This window comes from Mucilaginibacter sp. 3215 (assembly GCF_050433785.1).
GTDB lineage: Bacteria > Bacteroidota > Bacteroidia > Sphingobacteriales > Sphingobacteriaceae > Mucilaginibacter.
Map to the genome: position 1 here is coordinate 117,048 of NZ_JBNPWO010000016.1, position 19,654 is coordinate 136,701.

Here is a 19,654-nt window from a genome sequence, read left to right on the forward strand (position 1 = left end):
AGACTCATGAAATTACAGGTAAAACTGGCCCTTTATAATACGTTAACCAAATTAGCCATTATACTTTTCACTGGCCTGCTTATCCTGCTTTCTATCGAGAAGATCTCGTATAATCATGTAGAGCTCAGGCTTGAGGAAAATGAAAGGGAAACGCTTAAAAACCTCAGTTCAAAAGAGATTAGCAGCAAGCTTGCTAATCAAAAGCCTTATACCGATTATAATATTTTAAAAGAGGAGTTCATTATTATAACCCCTGTTAAATTTGAGCCCACCGAAACCAAAGCTGTAAAGTTCACAACCGAAACACGTACCAGTGACCTGGTTACGCAAACTTATCGCATCCTGACTCACCAGTTTAATTTTAACAACCATACCTATTTGCTTGAAATTGGCGTGTCAGTTACCTCCATTGAGGAATTAAAATCCATCATTAAAAGGTTTACCCTTTTGACATTGATAATAGCACTCGCCCTCACGCTGGTAAGCGACCTGGTGTTTACCAAATTTTTGCTCGCCCCCTTTTATAAGATCATCGACCGCAAGCTGATCAAAGTAAATGATCCTATGAACTTTGATTATGAAAAGATCCAGACCACCACACAGGATTTTGAACTGCTTGATGACAGTATCAGCACGCTCATGAAAAAAATCAGTAACCTGTTTGCTCTTGAAAAACAGTTCATTGCCAATGTATCGCATGAGTTACTTACGCCCATATCAATTATCAGCTCGCGGCTGGAGAATATTTTATTGCAGGAAGAACTCAGCGAAGCCAGCGAAAACAAGATGCACGCTTCGCTGAAAACATTAAACCGGCTTAAATCTATTATTAACAGCCTGCTGCTCATTTCAAAAGTTGAAAATAATCAATATGACAAAGCCGAAGTGGTGATGATAGCAGGTATAATTATGGAGATCCAGGAAGAACTGGAAGACCGTTTGGAAGAAAAACATCTCACCTTCAACAATAACATTAAATACATCTACTCCATTATGGGTAACCGCCCCCTAATGCATACCCTATTGTTCAATTTGATAAACAATGCTATTAAATACAATAAGCCCAAAGGTAGTATCACCGTTGCCGATGAATTGAAGGAAGATGTGTATGTACTGGAAATTACAGACACAGGTGCGGGGATGGACCAACAACAAATAGAAAACGCTTTTAACCGCTTTGAAAAATTTGAGACCGAAGAAAAGGAAAGCTACGGCCTTGGCTTAGCTATTGTGAAAAGTATTACCGCTTTTCATGGCATCAGGGTAAAAATAGATTCGGTAAAAGACAGGGGAACGAGCATATTCCTCATATTTAACCGTGAGTAACGACTTCACTTAATCTTCACATTGTATCAATACCTTTACAAGGTTTATTTTATAAGTAGATCCCCTATTTAACTATAGAGGCTGTTTTCCAGATGGGAATGGCCTTTTTTTGTTTTCAAGAAAACCCAATCAAAAAACTACCGTCATTGCGAGGTACGAAGCAATCCCAAACTATACAGAGCGGCCCGGCGTATTGGGGATTGCTTCGTACCTCGCAATGACGCCTTTTTTACAAAATACTCTTTATATCATCTTATTCCGCTTAACCAGGTACGTGTTCAGGATATGATGATAGCCTTCATGAATATTGGCGTCAACCAAATCAATATGATACTGTGCACATTTTAACTCCAACTGATGGCGGTACTCTTTTAACGATGCCCTGTAGGCGTCGCGGATGCGGGCCGGGTTCACCTTCAGCTCGTCACCGCTTTCAATATCAACAAAATGATGGGGACGGTTATCAAAATTAAACTCAAGTTCTTTTTGCTTATCGGTAACATTAAAGATCACCACCTCATGTTTATTAAACTTTAAATGCTGAATTGCCGCAAATAAAGCCTGCTGCTTTTCGGCATCCAGGTTATTCTCCAGCATATCGCTAAAAATGATCACCAGCGAACGCTGATGAATTTCCTGCGCAATATGATGCAGCACATTGGTGATATTGGTTTGCGTGTTTACTTTAGGACTGGCATACATTTTTTCCAGCTCGGCATATAAATAAAACAGGTGCGTAGTGGTTGATTTTGCCGCGCTGATCCAGTCTATCTTATCCGAAAATAAACAAAGCCCAAAAGCGTCGCGTTGTTTTTTGAACAGGTACATCAGCGATGCTATGGCATAAACCGAAAACTGCAGCTTATTAGTACCAGTTTCAGGAAAGTTCATGGATGATGAAGTATCCAGCAGCAAAAAACAGCGAAGATTAGTTTCCTCTTCAAATTGCTTTACAAACAATTTATCGGTACGGGCCAGCAGCTTCCAGTCGATATTTTTTACCGATTCGCCGTTGTTATACAGCCGGTGTTCGGCAAACTCCACAGAAAAGCCATGAAAAGGACTTTGGTGCAGGCCGGTGATAAAACCTTCAACCACCTGCCGGGCCAGCAATTCGAGATTGGCCAGTTGCCTTATTTGCTGATCATCGTTTAATTTGGGCATAGACTAATATAGGCATAAAAAAAGCGCTGCAAAATTGCAACGCTTTTTCAAAAAATATGTTGTGTTAATGCTACAGTGTGTAGCATTAAATAAGCTCTTTGAGTTATGCTAACTGTTTTACCAGTTTATCAGTTAATACTGATTTTGGCACAGCACCGATTTGTTTATCAACAATTTCGCCATTTTTGAAGAACAATAAGGCAGGGATGTTACGGATACCGTATTTTACAGATATGCCTGGGTTGTTGTCAACATCTACTTTACCAACAACAGCTTTGCCTTCATATTCTTTTGCAATATCTTCAACTACCGGACCTACCATCCTACACGGACCACACCATTCTGCCCAAAAGTCAATTAATACCGGTTTGTCTGATTTCAGGACAAGCTCGTCAAAGTTTGCATCAGTTATTTCTAAAGCCATGATTTCTATTTTTTAAATTTTGTACTTACAAATATATGCTATTCAAATTGCTTGCCACAAGTGTACTACTGACAATGTGACAATTATATTATTATAATCCACGCAGTTAACGCAGGCATGACCATTTGTCGCATCACACCTTCAAATACCATTTTGCGACATGCCGTATTAACACAAATAACCTGTTTATAAAGCAGATATACAACTGTGAGAATGGGTTACTTTTTAACATTGGCGGTATTAATTAACATTATAGGTATAGATTATGTTGATCTTAATTATCCCGTTGATCTTAATTTTAATTGCACCTATACTGCAATGGAAATTATCATCGCGCCGAATAAACGATCAGATCAAGTTACCCATAATAGCCATTTTCTTTTTTTCTTTTTTACTTGCCGCAGCCTTAGCAACCCTCGCGTTTGTAATTTCGCTGCTCGGCGTGCCCCCTAATATTAAATGCGCAACTGGGTGTACAGTATTTATATCATTGGGATTATTAAATGTATGTTTTATAATCCCAGTGATCGGAATTATTGGTTCTATCAGATATTATAAAGCCCATCAATAATGAATTTCAAAAAACAATTTACATGGATTTAGCTATTTTATTATTGTGGACTATAGCTCCTGTTGTGCAAATCACACTATCAACATTAAGAGTAAAAGGCCGCGTAGGTTTACCCATAATTGCTGGTATGATATTATCATTTATGTTGGGTGTTGTATTGACGATTATATCACTCAAATTTGTTCCGCTTCCTCCACCATCGCCTTCAGGGTTCAGATGCGGAATGCTTGATTTGGCTGTTCTTTTCATCGGTGTCTTCATTCATGGAATAAGTGCACTGATTATAGGCATTATTAGCTATATCGCCTATTGCATCAAAACAAAAAATGACCGGAAGCTACAACCGCCGGTCATCAGTTAATAAATTTATCATCCCTCCATGAATTATATCTTGATCAAATTTTCACGAAAGATAGGTTTTTAAAAGTCTCCCCTTCAGGGGAGATTTAGAGGGGTTTATGCACCTTTTAAAGTAGCCATACCGCCGTCAGCAATCAGTTCGGCACCTGTTATAAATGTTGAATCGTCAGAAGCGAAGAAAGTAACTGTTTTGGCAATTTCTTCGGCCAAACCAAAACGGCCCATTGGGATCTGTTTTATCAGTTCGGAACCCATGCCTTCCAATTGTTCCTGGGTTAAGCCTAATTTATCGGCAGTGTGTAAAGGTGTTACAACCGGACCAGGGCTTACAGAGTTAACCCTGATACGACGTGGCAACAACTCGGCCGAAATGTTTTTAGCTAATGAAAGCAATGCTGCTTTACTTGCTGCATAAACGGTTGCACCGGCCATACCAATATGCGCGTTGATTGATGTATTTAAAATGATAGAACCGCCATCGTTAATTAAGGGCAACAACTGCTGAATACTGAAGTATGCGCCTTTAAAGTTGATGTTCATGATATCATCAAACATCTGCTCGCTCATTTGCTCAGTTGAATTAAACTGGCCAATACCTGCATTAACAAATACGATGTCAATTTTTTCGGCAATGGCCTTTACTTTTTCGCCCAGTTGTTTAACCTGGTTGATATCGCCGCTGTCGGCAATTACACCCTTAGCATCGGCACCGAGTGTTTCAAGCGCTTCGTTAATTGATTTTTGGTTCCTGCCAGTGATGATCACTTTTGCACCTTGTGCAATGAACTCCTGTGCTGTGGCCAGGCCTATACCACTGTTGCCGCCTGTTATTACTGCTGTTTTTCCTTGTAACTTTTTCATTATCTTTGTTTTGATACATCAAAGGTACATTGAGTTATACCTCCCCACAAGAATGCACCATTTTGTGTGCAACATACTTTTTGGTAGGTTATGGGCCCGTTTGATGCAATCGATATATCGCCTTTTTCATTATGACAAAAAACAGACATTCCGATCACTCCTGCACTATGGCAGCAGCCCTCAGCGTAATTAGTGGTAAATGGAAACTGAGTATAATAAACCAATTGTTATCCGGCCAGAAGCGTTACAGCGAGGTAAACCGGGCTATTCCCGGCATGACCGAAAAGATGCTTTCGCAACAGATCCGCGAATTGGAAGAGGACGGTATCGTATCACGACATATTTTTCCCGAAGTACCACCAAGGGTTGAATATTCCCTTACCCCTATCGGCCAGGAGCTATCATCTATATTTTACACCCTCGAAACCTGGGGTAGCCATTACATGACAGTCACCAATGCCAACGGCGAAGTCATTAAGCCTGATTATACTTGTTATACTTTAGTGAAACAGGATGACGAGGTGGTGAAGGCGGAAGAAGTATAGAATTTTCTAAATCACGTCATTGCGAGGAACGAAGCAATCGCGAACTTTACAGAGCGGCTCTGCTAATCGGGGATTGCTTCGTTCCTCGCAATGACGGGTGTATAGAGGTGGGCTGGAAAATTTAACTCAGCACCGGCTCCTCATTAGTCAAACTATGTATCCCCGCCATAAAATCATCGCTTGGATTTACCTTGAATGATTTAGATGACAGTTCAACCAACATAACCTCTTCCCTATCCTTGATTTGGAAACGGAGCTTACAGTTTTTCACCGGGTACTTTTGATTGTTATCATCTATCATATGCTGGATATCATCCAACAGCTTACTGTTAAGCATCTGCACATCAATGCAAACAGTTAATGATTTGGTAAGCTTATCGCGCATTTCTGATAATAGGTCCATCACCATGATCCGCAAATCCCAGTTATCTTTCTGGCGGAATTTCTCTTCGATGTTTCCTTTAATATGCAGGAAGTAGCCCTCCATCATCATATTACGGAACTTCACATAGTCATCGCCAAACAGCGCAAACTCGTACGATTCATTGTAATCTTCAAACACAAATGTGCCGAATGGCTTACCCGTTTTAGTCATTTTATGCTGAACGCTTGATACCAGGCCACCTATCCTTAACTCACCGCGACGGCGTAGTTCATTGAACGCCGCAGTTACATCTTCGCCGCCTTCACCTGACCGGGCTTTTTGCATCAGTTTCAAATCGCTGATGTTTGCGTTACAGAAACGTTTAAGTTCAACTTTATAATTATCCAAAGGGTGACCGGTTAAATAGATCCCGATAACCATCTTCTCGTACTTCAGCTTTTCTATCAGCGGCCATTCTTCAACATCGGGCATAGCCGGCTCCGGTACATATGATGCTACCGAACCGCCAAATAATGACGATTGCGAACTGCTCTGCACATTCTGATAATCGTTGGCATATTTGATCAGACGTTCAACACCTGTTAACGTACCCAACTCGGTTTTGGCAAAAAACTGGGCACGGGGAATCCCGAAGCCATCAAACGCGCCGCCATAAACCAGGTTTTCATACGATTTACGGTTAACACTGCGGGTGTTTGAGCGCCGTGCAAAATCATATACCGTTTCAAACGGGCCATTGGCATTACGTTCTTCAATGATACTTTCCACCGCTTTATCACCCACACCTTTTACGCCGGTTAACCCGAAACGTACCTGCCCGCGTTTATTCACCGCAAAAGCCATATCCGACTCATTGATATCCGGTCCTAAAACCTCAACGCCCATACGGCGGCACTCCTCCATAAAGAAGGTGATTTTTTCAATGTTATTCTGGTTATTTAAAACCGCCGCCATATATTCAGATGGGTAATGCGCTTTTAAATAAGCCGTTTGGTATGCCACGAAAGCGTAGCAGGTAGAGTGCGATTTATTGAATGCGTACTGGGCAAATGCCTTCCAGTCGGTCCAGATTTTGGTAAGCTTATCTTTAGGGTGGCCCTTGGCAACGGCGCCCTCCATAAACTGGGCTTCCATTTTGTTGAGTACCTCAATCTGCTTTTTACCCATCGCCTTACGCAAAACGTCGGCATCGCCTTTACTAAAGCCTGCTAACTTTTGCGACAAAAGCATCACCTGTTCCTGGTATACGGTAATACCATAGGTTTCTCCCAGGTATTCCTCCATATCGGGCAAGTCGAACACGATAGGTTCGCGGCCATGCTTACGGGCAATAAAGTTTGGTATATACTCTATCGGGCCCGGACGGTAAAGGGCGTTCATGGCTATCAAGTCTTCAAACTTATCGGGCTTAAGCTCGCGCAGGTACATTTGCATACCATCACTTTCAAACTGGAAAGTACCGTTGGTATCGCCACGCTGATAAAGCTCATAAGTTTTAATATCATCAAGCGGGATGTAGTCGATATCGATCACCACACCATGATTTTGCCTGATCATGCGCAGCGCGTCCTTTATAATGGTAAGGGTTTTTAAACCCAAAAAGTCCATCTTAATTACACCGGCATCCTCAATCACACGGCCATCATATTGGGTAACCAGTAAGTCCGAATCTTTTGCTGTTGCTACCGGTACAATCTCGGTAAGGTCATAAGGGGCAATGATGATACCTGCGGCGTGTACACCGGTATTACGTACCGATCCTTCCAGTTTTTCAGCTTCACGCAGTACCTGTGCCTTAAGGTCGTTACCGTTCAGGATCTCCTTCAGTTCAGGCACCTGTTCAATGGCATCTTTCAGGGTGATACCCAGGGTTTCGGGCACCAGCTTTTTCATGGCACTTACATCGGCCAGCGGCATATCCAATACACGGCCCACGTCCTGGATACTGGTGCGGGCAGCCATCGAACCATAGGTAATGATCTGCGCTACCTGGTTTTTGCCATATTTATCAACCACATAATCAATAACCCTTTGCCGACCGGCATCGTCAAAGTCCGTATCAATATCGGGCATCGATTTACGGTCGGGATTCAGGAACCTCTCAAACAGCAGGTTGTACTTCATCGGATCAATATTGGTGATCCCGGTACAGTAAGCCACTACCGATCCCGCCGCCGAACCACGTCCCGGGCCAATGAACACGCCCATATCACGACCAGCCCTGATAAAGTCGGCCACGATGAGGAAGTACCCTGCAAAACCCATGGTACGGATGGTGAACAACTCAAAATTGATACGTTCTTCGGTTTCCGGACTAATATCACGATAGCGCTCCTTGGCACCCATAAAGGTAAGGTGCTTCAGGTATTCCCATTGATTTAAGGTATCGGCATCGGGTGTTTTGTGGATCTTAAACTCTTCAGGTATCACGTAGTTGGGCAGCAGGATATCGCGTTTTAGCTTTAACACCTCCACCTTGTCAACAATTTCATTGGTATTATCCAGTGACTCGGGCAGGTCATGGAACAGCTTACCCATTTCCTCCTGTGTTTTAAAGTAAAACTGATCGTTAGGGAAACCGAAACGATAGCCTTTACCACCTTCCTCGTCGGTAGCTATCGGGGTACTTTGCATATCGCCGGTGTTTACGCAAAGCAAAATATCGTGCGCGTTCGAGTCCTGCTGATCTACGTAATGCGAATCGTTTGAACAGATCACTTTTACGTTATACTTTTTAGCATAAGTGAGCAGCACATTATTGATAATTTGCTGCTCCGGAATTTCGTGACGCTGTAACTCGATATAAAAGTCCTCACCAAACAAATCCAGCCACCATTTAAACTCCTTTTCGGCATTTTCGGGCGTATCCCTTAAAATAGCTTGTGGTACCGAAGCCCCAATACAACAGGTAGTAGCAATGATACCTTCGTGGTATTTTAAAATAAGTTCTTTATCAATACGGGGCCATTTACTGTACAGGCCTTCCATATACCCCAACGAGCATAGCTTCACCAGGTTTTTGTAGCCCGTAGGATTTTTGGCCAGCATCAGCTGGTGGCGGCGCACGTCTTTATTCTCTTTGGTGAACTGCTTTTTATGCCTGTCTTCAACCACATAAAACTCGCAGCCTACAATGGGTTTTACATTGTGCTTACCGGCTTCGGCCACGAACTTAAATACGCCAAACATGTTACCATGATCGGTAATGGCCAGGGCTTTCATCCCATCCTTGGCGGCTTTTTTATACAGCTTGGAAATATCGGCTGCACCGTCGAGCAAGGAGAATTGAGTATGTACGTGGAGGTGAGAAAAATCAGGCATAGTTAATCCGTGTCAACAAAATCTTTATGAGGTACAAAGTTAAAACAAGTTAGGGATGTAGACTGTTAAAAAGTAACACTGTGGAAATTTAATTAAAGCCGGCCCTATTTTGTAAATTATACAAAACACACAGCTAACTGCTATCCTTAGCATGCTATTTGTTTATATTAAGCATCGCTATCTTAACCTTTGAAATACGTATACAATTGAAAAAAATACTACGAATAACCCTTAAAACAATACTCTGGATACTGGTTAGTGTAGTTCTGCTGGTTATCCTTGTAGTGATTTTGATACAGGTTCCTGCTGTTCAAAACTTCGCGAAGGATAAAGCAGTAACTTTTTTACAAAATAAGATCCATACCAAGGTTAAGATAGGTCATATAAGCCTTGGCCTGCCCAAGCTGCTGGTTTTGGAAGATGTATACTTTGAAGATCAGAAAAAAGACACCCTTATAGCCGGCGAAAAACTAAAGGTTGATATCAGCATGCTCAAGCTGCTACATAGCCAGGTTGAAGTGAACGAGATAAACCTGCAGGGCATCACTGCCAATGTAAACCGGGGCGCCGATAGCGTTTTCAACTTCGATTACATCATCAAAGCTTTTGTTGGCGAACAAAAGAAAGAGGTAAAACCTACCGATACTACATCAACCATGAAGTTTTCTGTTGATAAGATCATCCTCGATAAGATCAACATAAAATATAAGGATGCCATTACCGGCAACGATGTGAAATTTTTATTAGGCCATTTTGATACCCGCGTTAAGGATTTTGATATGGATAAAATGAAGTTTACCATCCCCAAAATTACCCTGAGCGATGTAAACGCGAAGATCATCCAAACACCAACCAAAGCCATCTCACCACCCGATACCGCCACCACTCCACTAAATATGGATTTGAATTTAGGCGTGATCGATATCTCCAAAATCAAAGTCGATTACCAAAGCGCCGAAATGGGTGCAAAGGTAGACCTAAGCAAATTTTTGGTAGAGATGGATAAGATCGACCTGAAAAATCAAAAGGTTGGAATCAAAAACATTGAATTGAGCAATACCAACGCCGGATTGACCCTCGCCAAACCTAAAACGGTAGTTAAAGAAGTTGTTAAAACAATTAAAAAACTGGATACGCTGGTATCATCACCAACCAAATCGGCCTGGAGGGCTACCATTGGCAAGGTTACCTTTACTAACGATAATATTAAGTTCGATAATGAAGCACAGAAAGCGATCCCCAAAGGCCTTGATTTTGGACACATGGATATACGCAGCCTGAACGCCGAAGTCGAAAATATTTCCTATAGCCCTGATACCATTTCGGGCAAGATTAACTCCTTTACTTTTACCGAAAAAAGCGGTTTAAAGATCAACAAATTTCATACGTCATTCCTGTACGGGCCAACCAATGCCTACATGAATGACCTGTTGCTGGAAACGCCGAATACCACGTTGCAAAAGTCGGTACAGGTACGGTATCCCTCTATCGATGCCATTACCAAAAACATCGGCGCTTTAGGCGTCAATGCCAATTTAGATGGCAGCCGCTTAGGTTTGAAAGACGTTTTACTGCTGATGCCAACCATGGCTGGCATGGAGCCGTTCAAATCATCACCCGGTACAGTATTCAAGATCAATGGCCGGGTAAGCGGACAAGTGAACAACCTCGAGATCCCCAACCTGGAAGTAACTGGCTTAAGCAGCACCCATATCAAGGCATCAGCTAAAATGAAAGGACTGCCGGATGTAAACAAGGCCACCTTTGATGTTAACATTGCCGATTTCAGCACCAGTCGCGGTGATATCGCTAAGCTCGCTCCGGCAGGCAGTATTCCGCCAAATGTGAGCATTCCCGAAAAAATGAACCTGAAAGGTACTTTTAAAGGCAGCATGTACAGCTTTAATACCAAAATGGGCTTGCGCTCGAGTTATGGCGCAGTTGATCTGGTAGCTGCTTTAAAAAACGGGAAAAACAAAAACGCGGCAACTTATACCGCCAACATTAAGGCGAATGAACTTAATGTGGGCGCGCTTACCAAACAGCCGCAAATGGTTGGCCGCATAACCATGAACGCCAACGTGAAAGGCACAAGCCTCGATCCTAAAAAAGCCAGCATCGCTTTTAATGGCAATATTGCAAAGGCTTATGTTAAAGGCTATACGTACAAAAACCTGGTAATGAAAGGTACATCGAGCAACGGGGCTTATACCGCTGTTGCTACCATGAAAGATCCTAACATTAATTTTAGCCTAAATGCGAAGGCTGATCTCAATAAAAAATATCCGGCAGTTAAAGCCACGTTAAATGTGGATAGCATCAACCTCAAAAACCTGAATTTTGTGAAGGACGATATGCGTTTTCATGGCAAGATCGTGGCTGATGTACCAACTGCCGATCCCGACTACCTGAACGCCGATATTAAAGCAACCGACCTGTTGGTGGTGAACAAAGGTCAACGCATCCGGATGGACACTATCAGCCTCATCTCTACAGCCAGTGCCGACAGCAGTACACTTCGTTTAAAAACTGCTGTCATGACAGCCCATATGGCCGGTAAATACAAGCTCACACAGATAGCCCCGGCCGTGCAGGATGTGATTAACAAATATTTCAACACCGCTATTGCAGGCGGGCAGCAGGTAGCTGTAAAAACTAAAGGCGGCAAAACCATAAAAGCCAAACCTGCGCCTGCAGTTAAATATTCTCCTCAGCAGTTTACGTTTGAAGCCAAACTGGTTAAAACCCCGCTGCTTACCCAGTTTGCCCCCGACCTGAAACAGCTCGACCCTGTTTTGCTGAATGGCAGTTTCAACAGCCAAAGCGGCGAGTTGATTGTTAAAGGCTCCATACCCAAAGTAGTTTACGGCACTAATACCATTAATAAAGCGTCGCTTAACATTAACACCGCTAACAACGCGCTTAACTATAATCTTTCGGTTGATGAAGTTAAAGTTGGATCGTCTGTCGACCTGTTGTATACCAGCATTTCCGGAGCTGCGCAGGACAACAAAGCAGGCTTGAACGTTCAAATCCGCGATGCGGCAAAAAAAGAACGCTTCCGTATAGCTGGTACCTTTAGCATATTACCAAACGAATACCAGTTTAGCTTTAATAAAGATGGCTTATTGCTGGATTATTTACCATGGGCGGTTAGCGATGATAACTTTTTACAATACGGGCCAAAAGGTATCCTGGCGCATAACTTCACCATTAGCAACAACAACCAGATCCTTAGTGTTAACAGCAGTACGCAGGAATTTAACAGTCCGCTGAATATCAAGTTTAACAACTTCCATATAGAGGCGCTTACCAAAATGGCCAGGCAGGATTCATTACAGGTAGGTGGCGTTATAAACGGAGATGCTACTGTAAGTAATTTCCAGGCTTCGCCGGTATTTACGGCGGCTATCAACGTTAATGATTTTAACTTCAAGGGTGATACCGTGGGCAACATAGCACTTAAAGTAAATAACCAAACGCAGAACGCCTACGCCGCTCAAATGAGCATCACCGGCAAAGGCAACCAGGTTGATTTGAATGGCACCTATTATACTTCGCCCGAAAGCCGCTTCGATCTTGACCTGAATATCGTGAACCTGAGCATGAAGAGCATCGAGGGCTTTAGCTTCGGCAATTTGCGTAATGCTACGGGTAATATCACCGGGGCGCTCAAAATATCCGGGACAACAGATGCACCATCGGTTCGTGGCGATATCAATTTTAACAAGGTGGGCTTTAATGTGGCTATGCTCAACTCCTATTTCAGGATGCCGCAGGAAAGCATTACGTTTAACAACGAAGGCATCCGCTTTAATGACTTTACGTTGGTTGATTCAACCGGCAATAAGGCTGTGGTTAGCGGCAGCATCTACACCAAAACCTATACCGACTTCGCCTTCGGTGTGGATATCAACGCCAATAACTTTAGGGTTACCAATTCAACCGAGGCTGATAACAAGCTTTATTATGGTAAGCTTTATGTAGATACCCGCATCAAGATCCGTGGCAATATGGCCAAGCCAGTGGTTGATGCAAACCTGACTGTTAATGATAAAACCGACATGACCTTTGTTCTGCCAACCAATGACCCGGCGATAGAAGACCGCAAAGGCGTGGTAGATTTTATTGATAAGAATGCCCCAAAAATGGATTCCATCCTGCTGGCAAGGCAATTGGATTCACTTAAAAAATCGGATGTTACCGGCTTAGATGTATCCGCCACCATCAACGTAAATAAAAACGCGGCGTTTACCATAGTAGTTGATGAGCGCAACGGCGATATTGTACACCTGAAAGGAGAGGCAAACCTAAATGGCGGCATCGATCCGAGCGGCAAAATCAATTTAACAGGTACCTATGTGGTTAACTCGGGCTCATATAACCTGGCTTATGCAACAGTTAAACGTACCTTCAACTTTAAAAAAGGCAGTACCATTGTTTGGACGGGTGACCCAACCAGCGCCAATATTGATCTTACTGCCATTTATGTAGCCAATGTACCGCCGATAGACCTGGTTTCAAATCAGCTTTCGGACGCGCAAAACAGTACCATGTACAAGCAGAAACTGCCTTTCAATGTTAACCTTAACCTAAAAGATCAACTGCTTACACCTAATATCAGCTTTGACATTGTATTGCCCGATAGCTCGTATTCCGTATCATCAGATGTGGTAAGCACTGTAAATACCCGCCTTACCCAGATACGCCAGGATCCTAACGAGCTTAATAAACAGGTTTTGGGGGTATTGGTATTGGGCCACTTTATAGGCGATAACCCGCTGCAAAGCCAGGGTGCTGGTACTACCGTTGAAGGCACCATCCGTAACAGCGTAAGCAGTTTACTATCCGATCAGTTGAACCGGCTGGCAGGCAGCCTGATCTCGGGCGTTGACCTTAATTTCGGTCTTACATCCGGCGAGGATTATTCGTCGGGAACGGCTACAAACCGGACGGATCTGAACGTTGGCCTGTCTAAACGGTTCCTGAACGACAGGCTTACCGTAAGTGTGGGCAATAACTTTAACCTGGAAGGCAATCAGCCTGGCCAAAAAGCATCTAATATAGCCGGCGACGTGTCTATAGCCTACAAACTAAGTAAAGACGGACGCTATACCCTGCGCGCTTATCGCCGCGACGAATTTATTGTGATACAGGGACAGATCATTGAAACCGGTGTGGGCTTTACCTTAACAGTTGATTATAACCGCTTCCGCGAGATCTTCCGCAAACTTACCCCTGAAGAACGCCGGTTACGCCGCCAATACAAACAGGAACAAAAAGAAAAAAAAGAAAAACAGGACGAAGCAGATAAAGCACTGGAGCAAAAAAATATGCAGCAGCAACAGGATAACAAACCGCAAACTACTTCAAACTAAGCCCATGACCAAACATTTAAAATATATACTGCTTTCATCATGTGTTTTACTAAGTGCCTGCAGTACCACTAAGTTCCTGGCGCCCGGCCAAAAACTATACACAGGCGGCGAGGTTGTGATCAAAGATTCGGTGTTGAAAAAGAGCGAGAAAAAAGCTTTAAGTGAAGAGCTTGGGGCTTTACTAAGGCCTGTGCCCAACAGTACCATATTAGGTTTGAGATTTAAACTGTGGCTGTACTTTAAAACAAAAACCAATAAAACCAAAGGGCTTGCCCACTGGCTTAATAAAAAAGGTGAGCCTCCTGTGCTTATTAGTTCTGTTAACCTTGATCAAAACAGCAAAATCCTGCAAAACAGGCTGCAAAATGAAAGCTATTTTCAGGCGCAGGTTAGCGGTGATACGGTAAGTAAAAAACCAACGTCAAAAGTTGCCAAAGCGGTTTATACCGCGGTAACCGGGCCGGGCTATAAAATCAGGAAAGTAGTATTTCCGCAGGGTAACCGCACTATCGATACCGCCGTAGCCAGAACATCGGCAAAAACGCTGCTAAAAGTTGGCGATAAATATAACCTTGATGTTATTAAAACCGAACGCCTGCGTATTGACGCCCGGTTGAAAGAAGAAGGCTTTTATTATTTCTCGCCCGAAGATTTGATCATGCACGTGGATAGCACTATAGCCGGGCACCAGGTTGATATTTTTGTGGCTGTTAAAAATGAAACACCTGGTCGCGCCCAAAACATTTATACCATCAACAATATTTATGTGTATCCGAGTTACTCGTTAAGGGATACTTCGCTGATGAAGGACAAAGCCATTTTTTATAAATGGTATAACATTGTTGAGCGTCGCAACACAGTGCATACTTACACTTTTGCCAATACCGTGCTGATGCGCCCGGGCCAGGTTTACAACCGCACCGCGCATAACAACTCGCTTAACCGCTTCATTAACCTCGGCCCTTACAAATTTGTAAAAAACAGGTTTGAGGATGTATCTGCCGATTCATCAAAGCTGGATGTTTATTACTTCCTCACACAATACAAAAAGAAATCACTCTCGCTTGATATATTAGGTCGTACCACCTCTGCAAACTATACAGGTACTCAGGTTAACCTCAACTGGCTTAACCGTAATGCCTTTAAAGGCGCCGAGGCTTTGAAAGTAACCCTATTTGGTAGTACCGACGTGCAGGCAGGGGGGCAAAATGCCGGCTATAACGTGTACCAGGCCGGTATTCAAACCACACTGTCGTGGCCACGTTTTATAGGGCCTATTTACCCGAAGGCTGCCGATGCTTATATCCCGCATACTAACCTGAGTCTTGGTTACTCCATAGTAAACCGTCAAAAACTATACAACTTAAATTCATATAACTTATCATTTGGTTATCAATGGCGCGAAACAGAACATCGTTCGCATGAGCTCAACCTCATCAATTTTCAATTTGTAAATCCATTGAGCGTATCCGACGAATATAAGGCAAGTATTAATCCGGCTAATGGCCCTGTTAATCCGGCCTTAAAGCATGTAATTGACAAGCAGTTTATATTGGGCCCAAGCTACAGCTATACCTTTACCAATACCAACGAAGATTACCGCACCAATACGTTCTATTACAATGGCAAAGTAACCCTCTCAAATAACATATATGGTTTGGTAACCGGTGCCGATAGTGCCGGTGGAAAACCTAAAAAACTTTTCGGCGCGATATTTAACCAGTTTGTAAAGTTTGAAAACGAGATCAGGTATTTCCATAAAACCGCACCCAACAGCACTATTGCCACAAGGTTCATAGTGGGTGTTGGTTTACCTTATGGCAACTCAAGCCAGTTGCCATACAGCCAGCAGTTTTTTATTGGCGGACCAAACAGCCTGCGGGGATTCAGGGCGAGGGCCATCGGACCAGGCTCATTTGACCCACAAACCGGCTTAGGTACCGGAGGTTTCCTGGCAGATGAATCGGGCGATATCAAAATAGAAGCTAATATCGAATACCGCCCAAAATTGTTCAGCATTGTACGCGGAGCTTTATTTGTTGACGCAGGTAATATCTGGCTGCTGCACTCCAACAGCCTACAACCGGGAGCAGTGTTCAGCAAGAAATTTTATAACGATTTTGCCGTTGATGCCGGCTTCGGCTTAAGGTTTGATTTAACGGTACTGGTACTTCGTACCGATTTAGGTATCCCGTTACGAACACCTTATGTTCGCGCTAACGAGCCTCGTTGGGATTTCAACTTTAACCGCAGCGTGTTTAACTTGGCCATTGGGTATCCGTTTTAATTTTACAGTCAAAATATAACGAGAGTTAATCTTAGCATATAGCATAGCGTCAAACAGCACAATTAGCCAAAAGCTATTGTGTTGTTTGCTTTAACATGCAATCATACCTATACGCGTCTGTTTTACACTGGATCGGCCCCTCGCCGTTTTCAAACTGTATTTAATCATTTCTTTTTAAATTTATCGGTGATACAACAAAACAAAGCGATACACCGTATCATTGCATATTGATAAAAAAAGCAGCAATGTTAAATTGATACAAATTATAGAATGCCGCTAAAAAGCCCCTTTTTTAAACTTTTAATATTAACGCTGTTTCTATTCCCGGGCCGGGTATATGCCGACATTCCATATCAGTTAGTTTACCTGAAAAATTATAGCGCCCCTGATGGCCTGCCCAGTTCAAGGGTTAACTATTTAATGCAGGACAGCAGGGGTTTTATCTGGCTGGCCACCGATAAAGGCGTAAGCAGGTTTGACGGCCAGCATTTTAAAAACTTCACATCGGCCGATGGGCTGGAAAACAATGAGTGTTTCCGGATTGCCGAGGATAATTATCACCGGATTTTTTTTTACTGTAATAACTACCGGGTTTGTTACTATGAAAACGGACTTATACATAAGCTTAATTCATCTCAAAAAGTAATCGTTTCACCCTTCGCCAATTTCTTTTTTAACCGTTATAATGAACTCTGTGTAAATTACAGGCTTAGTACCAAAGTATATCATTTTGAAGAGTTAAAATCGGAAAGACATGCTATCCGGCATTTGAACGGATACATTTATGGTTCTGACGGAGAAGAGATCAACCTATCTGAAAACGACCTTGACATCCTCGAAGAAGAGCTTAAGGCCGGCCAGTTAAGTTTTCAAACCGCCAATAACAATATCAAACCTTACCGGTTGGCTTTACAGCAAAATTATTTGTTACTGATCACTAAAGGCTGGGTACATGTTTATCGGTATCAAAAAAGCGGGATCATCCCGCTCAATAAAATCTTTTTTACCGGGAATGTGACTTCGGTGTACCTTACCGGCAAAAATACATTTGCCGTTACAACGGTAAAACAGGGCACCTACATTATTAACTATCTTACCGGCGAGCGGAAAAATTACCTTAATAATAACATCACTACCGCTACGGTTATTGACCGGGAAAATAATTTATGGTTTGGCAGTTATGACAAAGGTTTTTTTCTGTGTACCAATCCCGAAATAAAAATCATTAACAAAGAAAGCGGGCTGGCCAATGAAGATGTTTTAAAACTGGGCATTGCAGGAGGATACCTTTTTACGGGACATGTTTTAAGCACCCTCAGCTACATGAAGCTTGGGGCAAATCAGTGGTCATCAATAGGCACCATTTCCTTTAATCAAAACCGGTCTGACTTTAACCGGATAACCAACCTGCTTACAATTCCGGGCAACAGGTTCATGATTGGTACCGATAATGGCTTATTCAGATTAGATATCTCGAATAAGGCCCCATTATCATGGCATTCTGTAAAAATTTTTTATGGCCCGATAAAAGGAATTGCTGCACGATCCGACACAGTATATTTTCTTACACAAAATGCAGTTGGCGTTTTGACAGATGAGTTGAAACATCAAATGGGGTACAATTTTAAGCCTATACGTATGACATCTGTTACATGGTATAAGAGTAAGATGCTCGTAGGCTCACTTTACGGGTTATACCAGTTTGTACCTTTCGGGGGCGCTGGCAAGTTTTCCTCTATTCGTATCCTGGCCGATAAAGGAATAAATGTTGTTAAGAGCCTGGCATCAAATAATGATGTATGTGCGATAGGCACCGAAGCCCAGGGGGTGTTTTTGTGGACTGGGGAAAAAATTGTTCAATTTAGATCTCCTGCTATTTTTTCAGGCGATATCCGTAAACTGGTATGGACAGATGCCCATACACTATGGGTCTGTACCGCAAACGGTGTAAGTATTATCAGTTTCCATAATAATTATCAAAATTACCGCATAAGTTTACTCAATACCAGTAACGGGCTCCCCTCGGACAACATTGCCGATGTGGTGCAGAACGGCCATGATTACTATATAGCCACAGATCAGGGCATAGCCGTCACTCAAAATTTAGGGAATACGAGCCTGCCTAAACCGGTGTTGATTAATGACGGGATAACCGGTACTCAAAGCAGCTTTACTTACGGCCGCCCTGTTGTATTTAACTGCGTTGCCCTGTCCTACAAAAGCATGGGTAAAATACAATACCGCTTCAGGCTTAAGGGGGTTGACAAAAATTGGAGCGTCGCGCCGTCCGGCGAAAAACGGTTCGACCTGCTGCCCCCCGGAAACTATGAGTTAGAAGCCCTGGCTGCCGACCGGTTTAACCAGTTAAGCCAGCCGCTCATTTTTAAATTTGCTGTTATGCCTTTATGGTACCAGCAGTTATGGCTGCAGGTGCTGGCTGTATTAAGTGCCATAATCATCGTTTTCCTGCTGGTACGGAAATATTATCAGTCCATCATCGGCTTACAAAAAAAGGATTATGAAAATGCCCTTGCCCTCCAGCGCGAACGACAGCGGATCAGCAGTGAGGTGCATGACGATTTAGGGGCAAGCATCTCCGGCATTAAGCTCAGGACCGAATTGCTCAGCCGCAAAACGGCCGATCAGCCGGCTTTTAAGGAGATTGATGCTATTCATGAAGCCATTACCGATATATCTACCCAGGTAAGGTTAATTATCTGGAGCCTTGATGCCGAAAACGACGAAGTAAGCAACCTGGCCGGTTTTATTCATAAACAAGCCATTAAAATATTGGAATACAGCAATATTGATCTTCATGTAAATGCCTCCGTTAACGAAACCCCGGCTATCATCAGCGGCGAAAAAAGGCGCCAGGTATACCTCCTTGTTAAGGAAGTATTGAACAATATTGTCAAACATTCGGAGGCGAAAAACGCATTTCTGGAAATCAATCTTTACAAAAACCGGCTGCAGATCAGCATCCGTGATGACGGGCGCGGATTTGACCCTGATGTGCGCAAACACGAAACCAT

The 19,654-nt window shown here is 43.0% G+C and carries 10 protein-coding genes; 6 read left to right on the plus strand and 4 right to left on the minus strand.

All coding sequences use genetic code 11. From position 1 onward, the window contains the following. Positions 1-6 precede the first annotated feature (6 nt). Positions 7-1,326, plus strand: coding sequence for a sensor histidine kinase (locus ABIC84_RS21785; RefSeq protein ID WP_426581425.1), 1,320 nt, complete (start codon positions 7-9; stop codon positions 1,324-1,326). A gap of 243 nt (positions 1,327-1,569) precedes the next feature. On the opposite strand, the gene ABIC84_RS21790 is transcribed toward ABIC84_RS21785, so the two are convergent. Continuing rightward, positions 1,570-2,490, minus strand: coding sequence for a DUF58 domain-containing protein (locus ABIC84_RS21790; RefSeq protein WP_426581427.1), 921 nt, complete (start codon positions 2,488-2,490; stop codon positions 1,570-1,572). Positions 2,491-2,593: 103 nt separating this feature from the next. Further along, positions 2,594-2,914, minus strand: coding sequence for a thioredoxin (gene trxA / locus ABIC84_RS21795; protein WP_090531998.1), 321 nt, complete (start codon positions 2,912-2,914; stop codon positions 2,594-2,596). 593 nt (positions 2,915-3,507) lie between these two features. On the opposite strand from trxA, the gene ABIC84_RS21800 reads away from it, so the two are divergent. Continuing rightward, the gene (locus ABIC84_RS21800; protein ID WP_426581430.1) at positions 3,508-3,846 is read left to right on the plus strand and encodes a hypothetical protein; all 339 of its coding nucleotides are present in this window, start codon (positions 3,508-3,510) and stop codon (positions 3,844-3,846) included. A gap of 95 nt (positions 3,847-3,941) precedes the next feature. Here the strand turns inward: ABIC84_RS21800 and ABIC84_RS21805 are convergent, their stop codons facing one another. After that, positions 3,942-4,706 (minus strand): SDR family oxidoreductase, encoded by a 765-nt coding sequence (locus ABIC84_RS21805; RefSeq protein ID WP_426581432.1) that lies wholly within the window; start codon positions 4,704-4,706, stop codon positions 3,942-3,944. Positions 4,707-4,837: 131 nt separating this feature from the next. On the opposite strand from ABIC84_RS21805, the gene ABIC84_RS21810 reads away from it, so the two are divergent. Beyond that, entirely contained in the window at positions 4,838-5,251 is a 414-nt protein-coding gene (locus ABIC84_RS21810) for a winged helix-turn-helix transcriptional regulator (RefSeq protein ID WP_429264927.1), read from the plus strand. A 121-nt stretch (positions 5,252-5,372) separates the two neighbouring features. On the opposite strand, the gene dnaE is transcribed toward ABIC84_RS21810, so the two are convergent. Further along, the gene (gene dnaE / locus ABIC84_RS21815; RefSeq protein WP_426581436.1) at positions 5,373-8,957 is read right to left on the minus strand and encodes a DNA polymerase III subunit alpha; all 3,585 of its coding nucleotides are present in this window, start codon (positions 8,955-8,957) and stop codon (positions 5,373-5,375) included. Positions 8,958-9,163: 206 nt separating this feature from the next. Here dnaE and ABIC84_RS21820 point away from each other — a divergent pair, with 206 nt between their 5' ends. The 3 genes from ABIC84_RS21820 to ABIC84_RS21830 form a co-directional block, all read left to right on the plus strand. Next, complete coding sequence (locus tag ABIC84_RS21820) at positions 9,164-14,335, plus strand: translocation/assembly module TamB domain-containing protein (RefSeq protein ID WP_429264928.1); 5,172 nt, start codon at positions 9,164-9,166, stop codon at positions 14,333-14,335. Between the two features lie 4 nt (positions 14,336-14,339). Then, positions 14,340-16,622, plus strand: a complete 2,283-nt coding sequence (locus ABIC84_RS21825; RefSeq protein WP_429264929.1) for a BamA/TamA family outer membrane protein — start codon at positions 14,340-14,342, stop codon at positions 16,620-16,622. 270 nt (positions 16,623-16,892) lie between these two features. Further along, a partial coding sequence (locus ABIC84_RS21830) for a histidine kinase (RefSeq protein ID WP_429264930.1) occupies positions 16,893-19,654 on the plus strand: 2,762 nt, incomplete at its 3' end.

Bases quoted from the DNA above. Each gene is read 5' to 3' on its own strand.
- ABIC84_RS21785 (WP_426581425.1), top strand. From the start codon at position 7: ATGAAATTACAGGTAAAACTGGCCCTTTATAATACGTTAACCAAATTA.
- ABIC84_RS21790 (WP_426581427.1), bottom strand. From the start codon at position 2,490: ATGCCCAAATTAAACGATGATCAGCAAATAAGGCAACTGGCCAATCTC.
- trxA (WP_090531998.1), bottom strand. From the start codon at position 2,914: ATGGCTTTAGAAATAACTGATGCAAACTTTGACGAGCTTGTCCTGAAA.
- ABIC84_RS21800 (WP_426581430.1), top strand. From the start codon at position 3,508: ATGGATTTAGCTATTTTATTATTGTGGACTATAGCTCCTGTTGTGCAA.
- ABIC84_RS21805 (WP_426581432.1), bottom strand. From the start codon at position 4,706: ATGAAAAAGTTACAAGGAAAAACAGCAGTAATAACAGGCGGCAACAGT.
- ABIC84_RS21810 (WP_429264927.1), top strand. From the start codon at position 4,838: ATGACAAAAAACAGACATTCCGATCACTCCTGCACTATGGCAGCAGCC.
- dnaE (WP_426581436.1), bottom strand. From the start codon at position 8,957: ATGCCTGATTTTTCTCACCTCCACGTACATACTCAATTCTCCTTGCTC.
- ABIC84_RS21825 (WP_429264929.1), top strand. From the start codon at position 14,340: ATGACCAAACATTTAAAATATATACTGCTTTCATCATGTGTTTTACTA.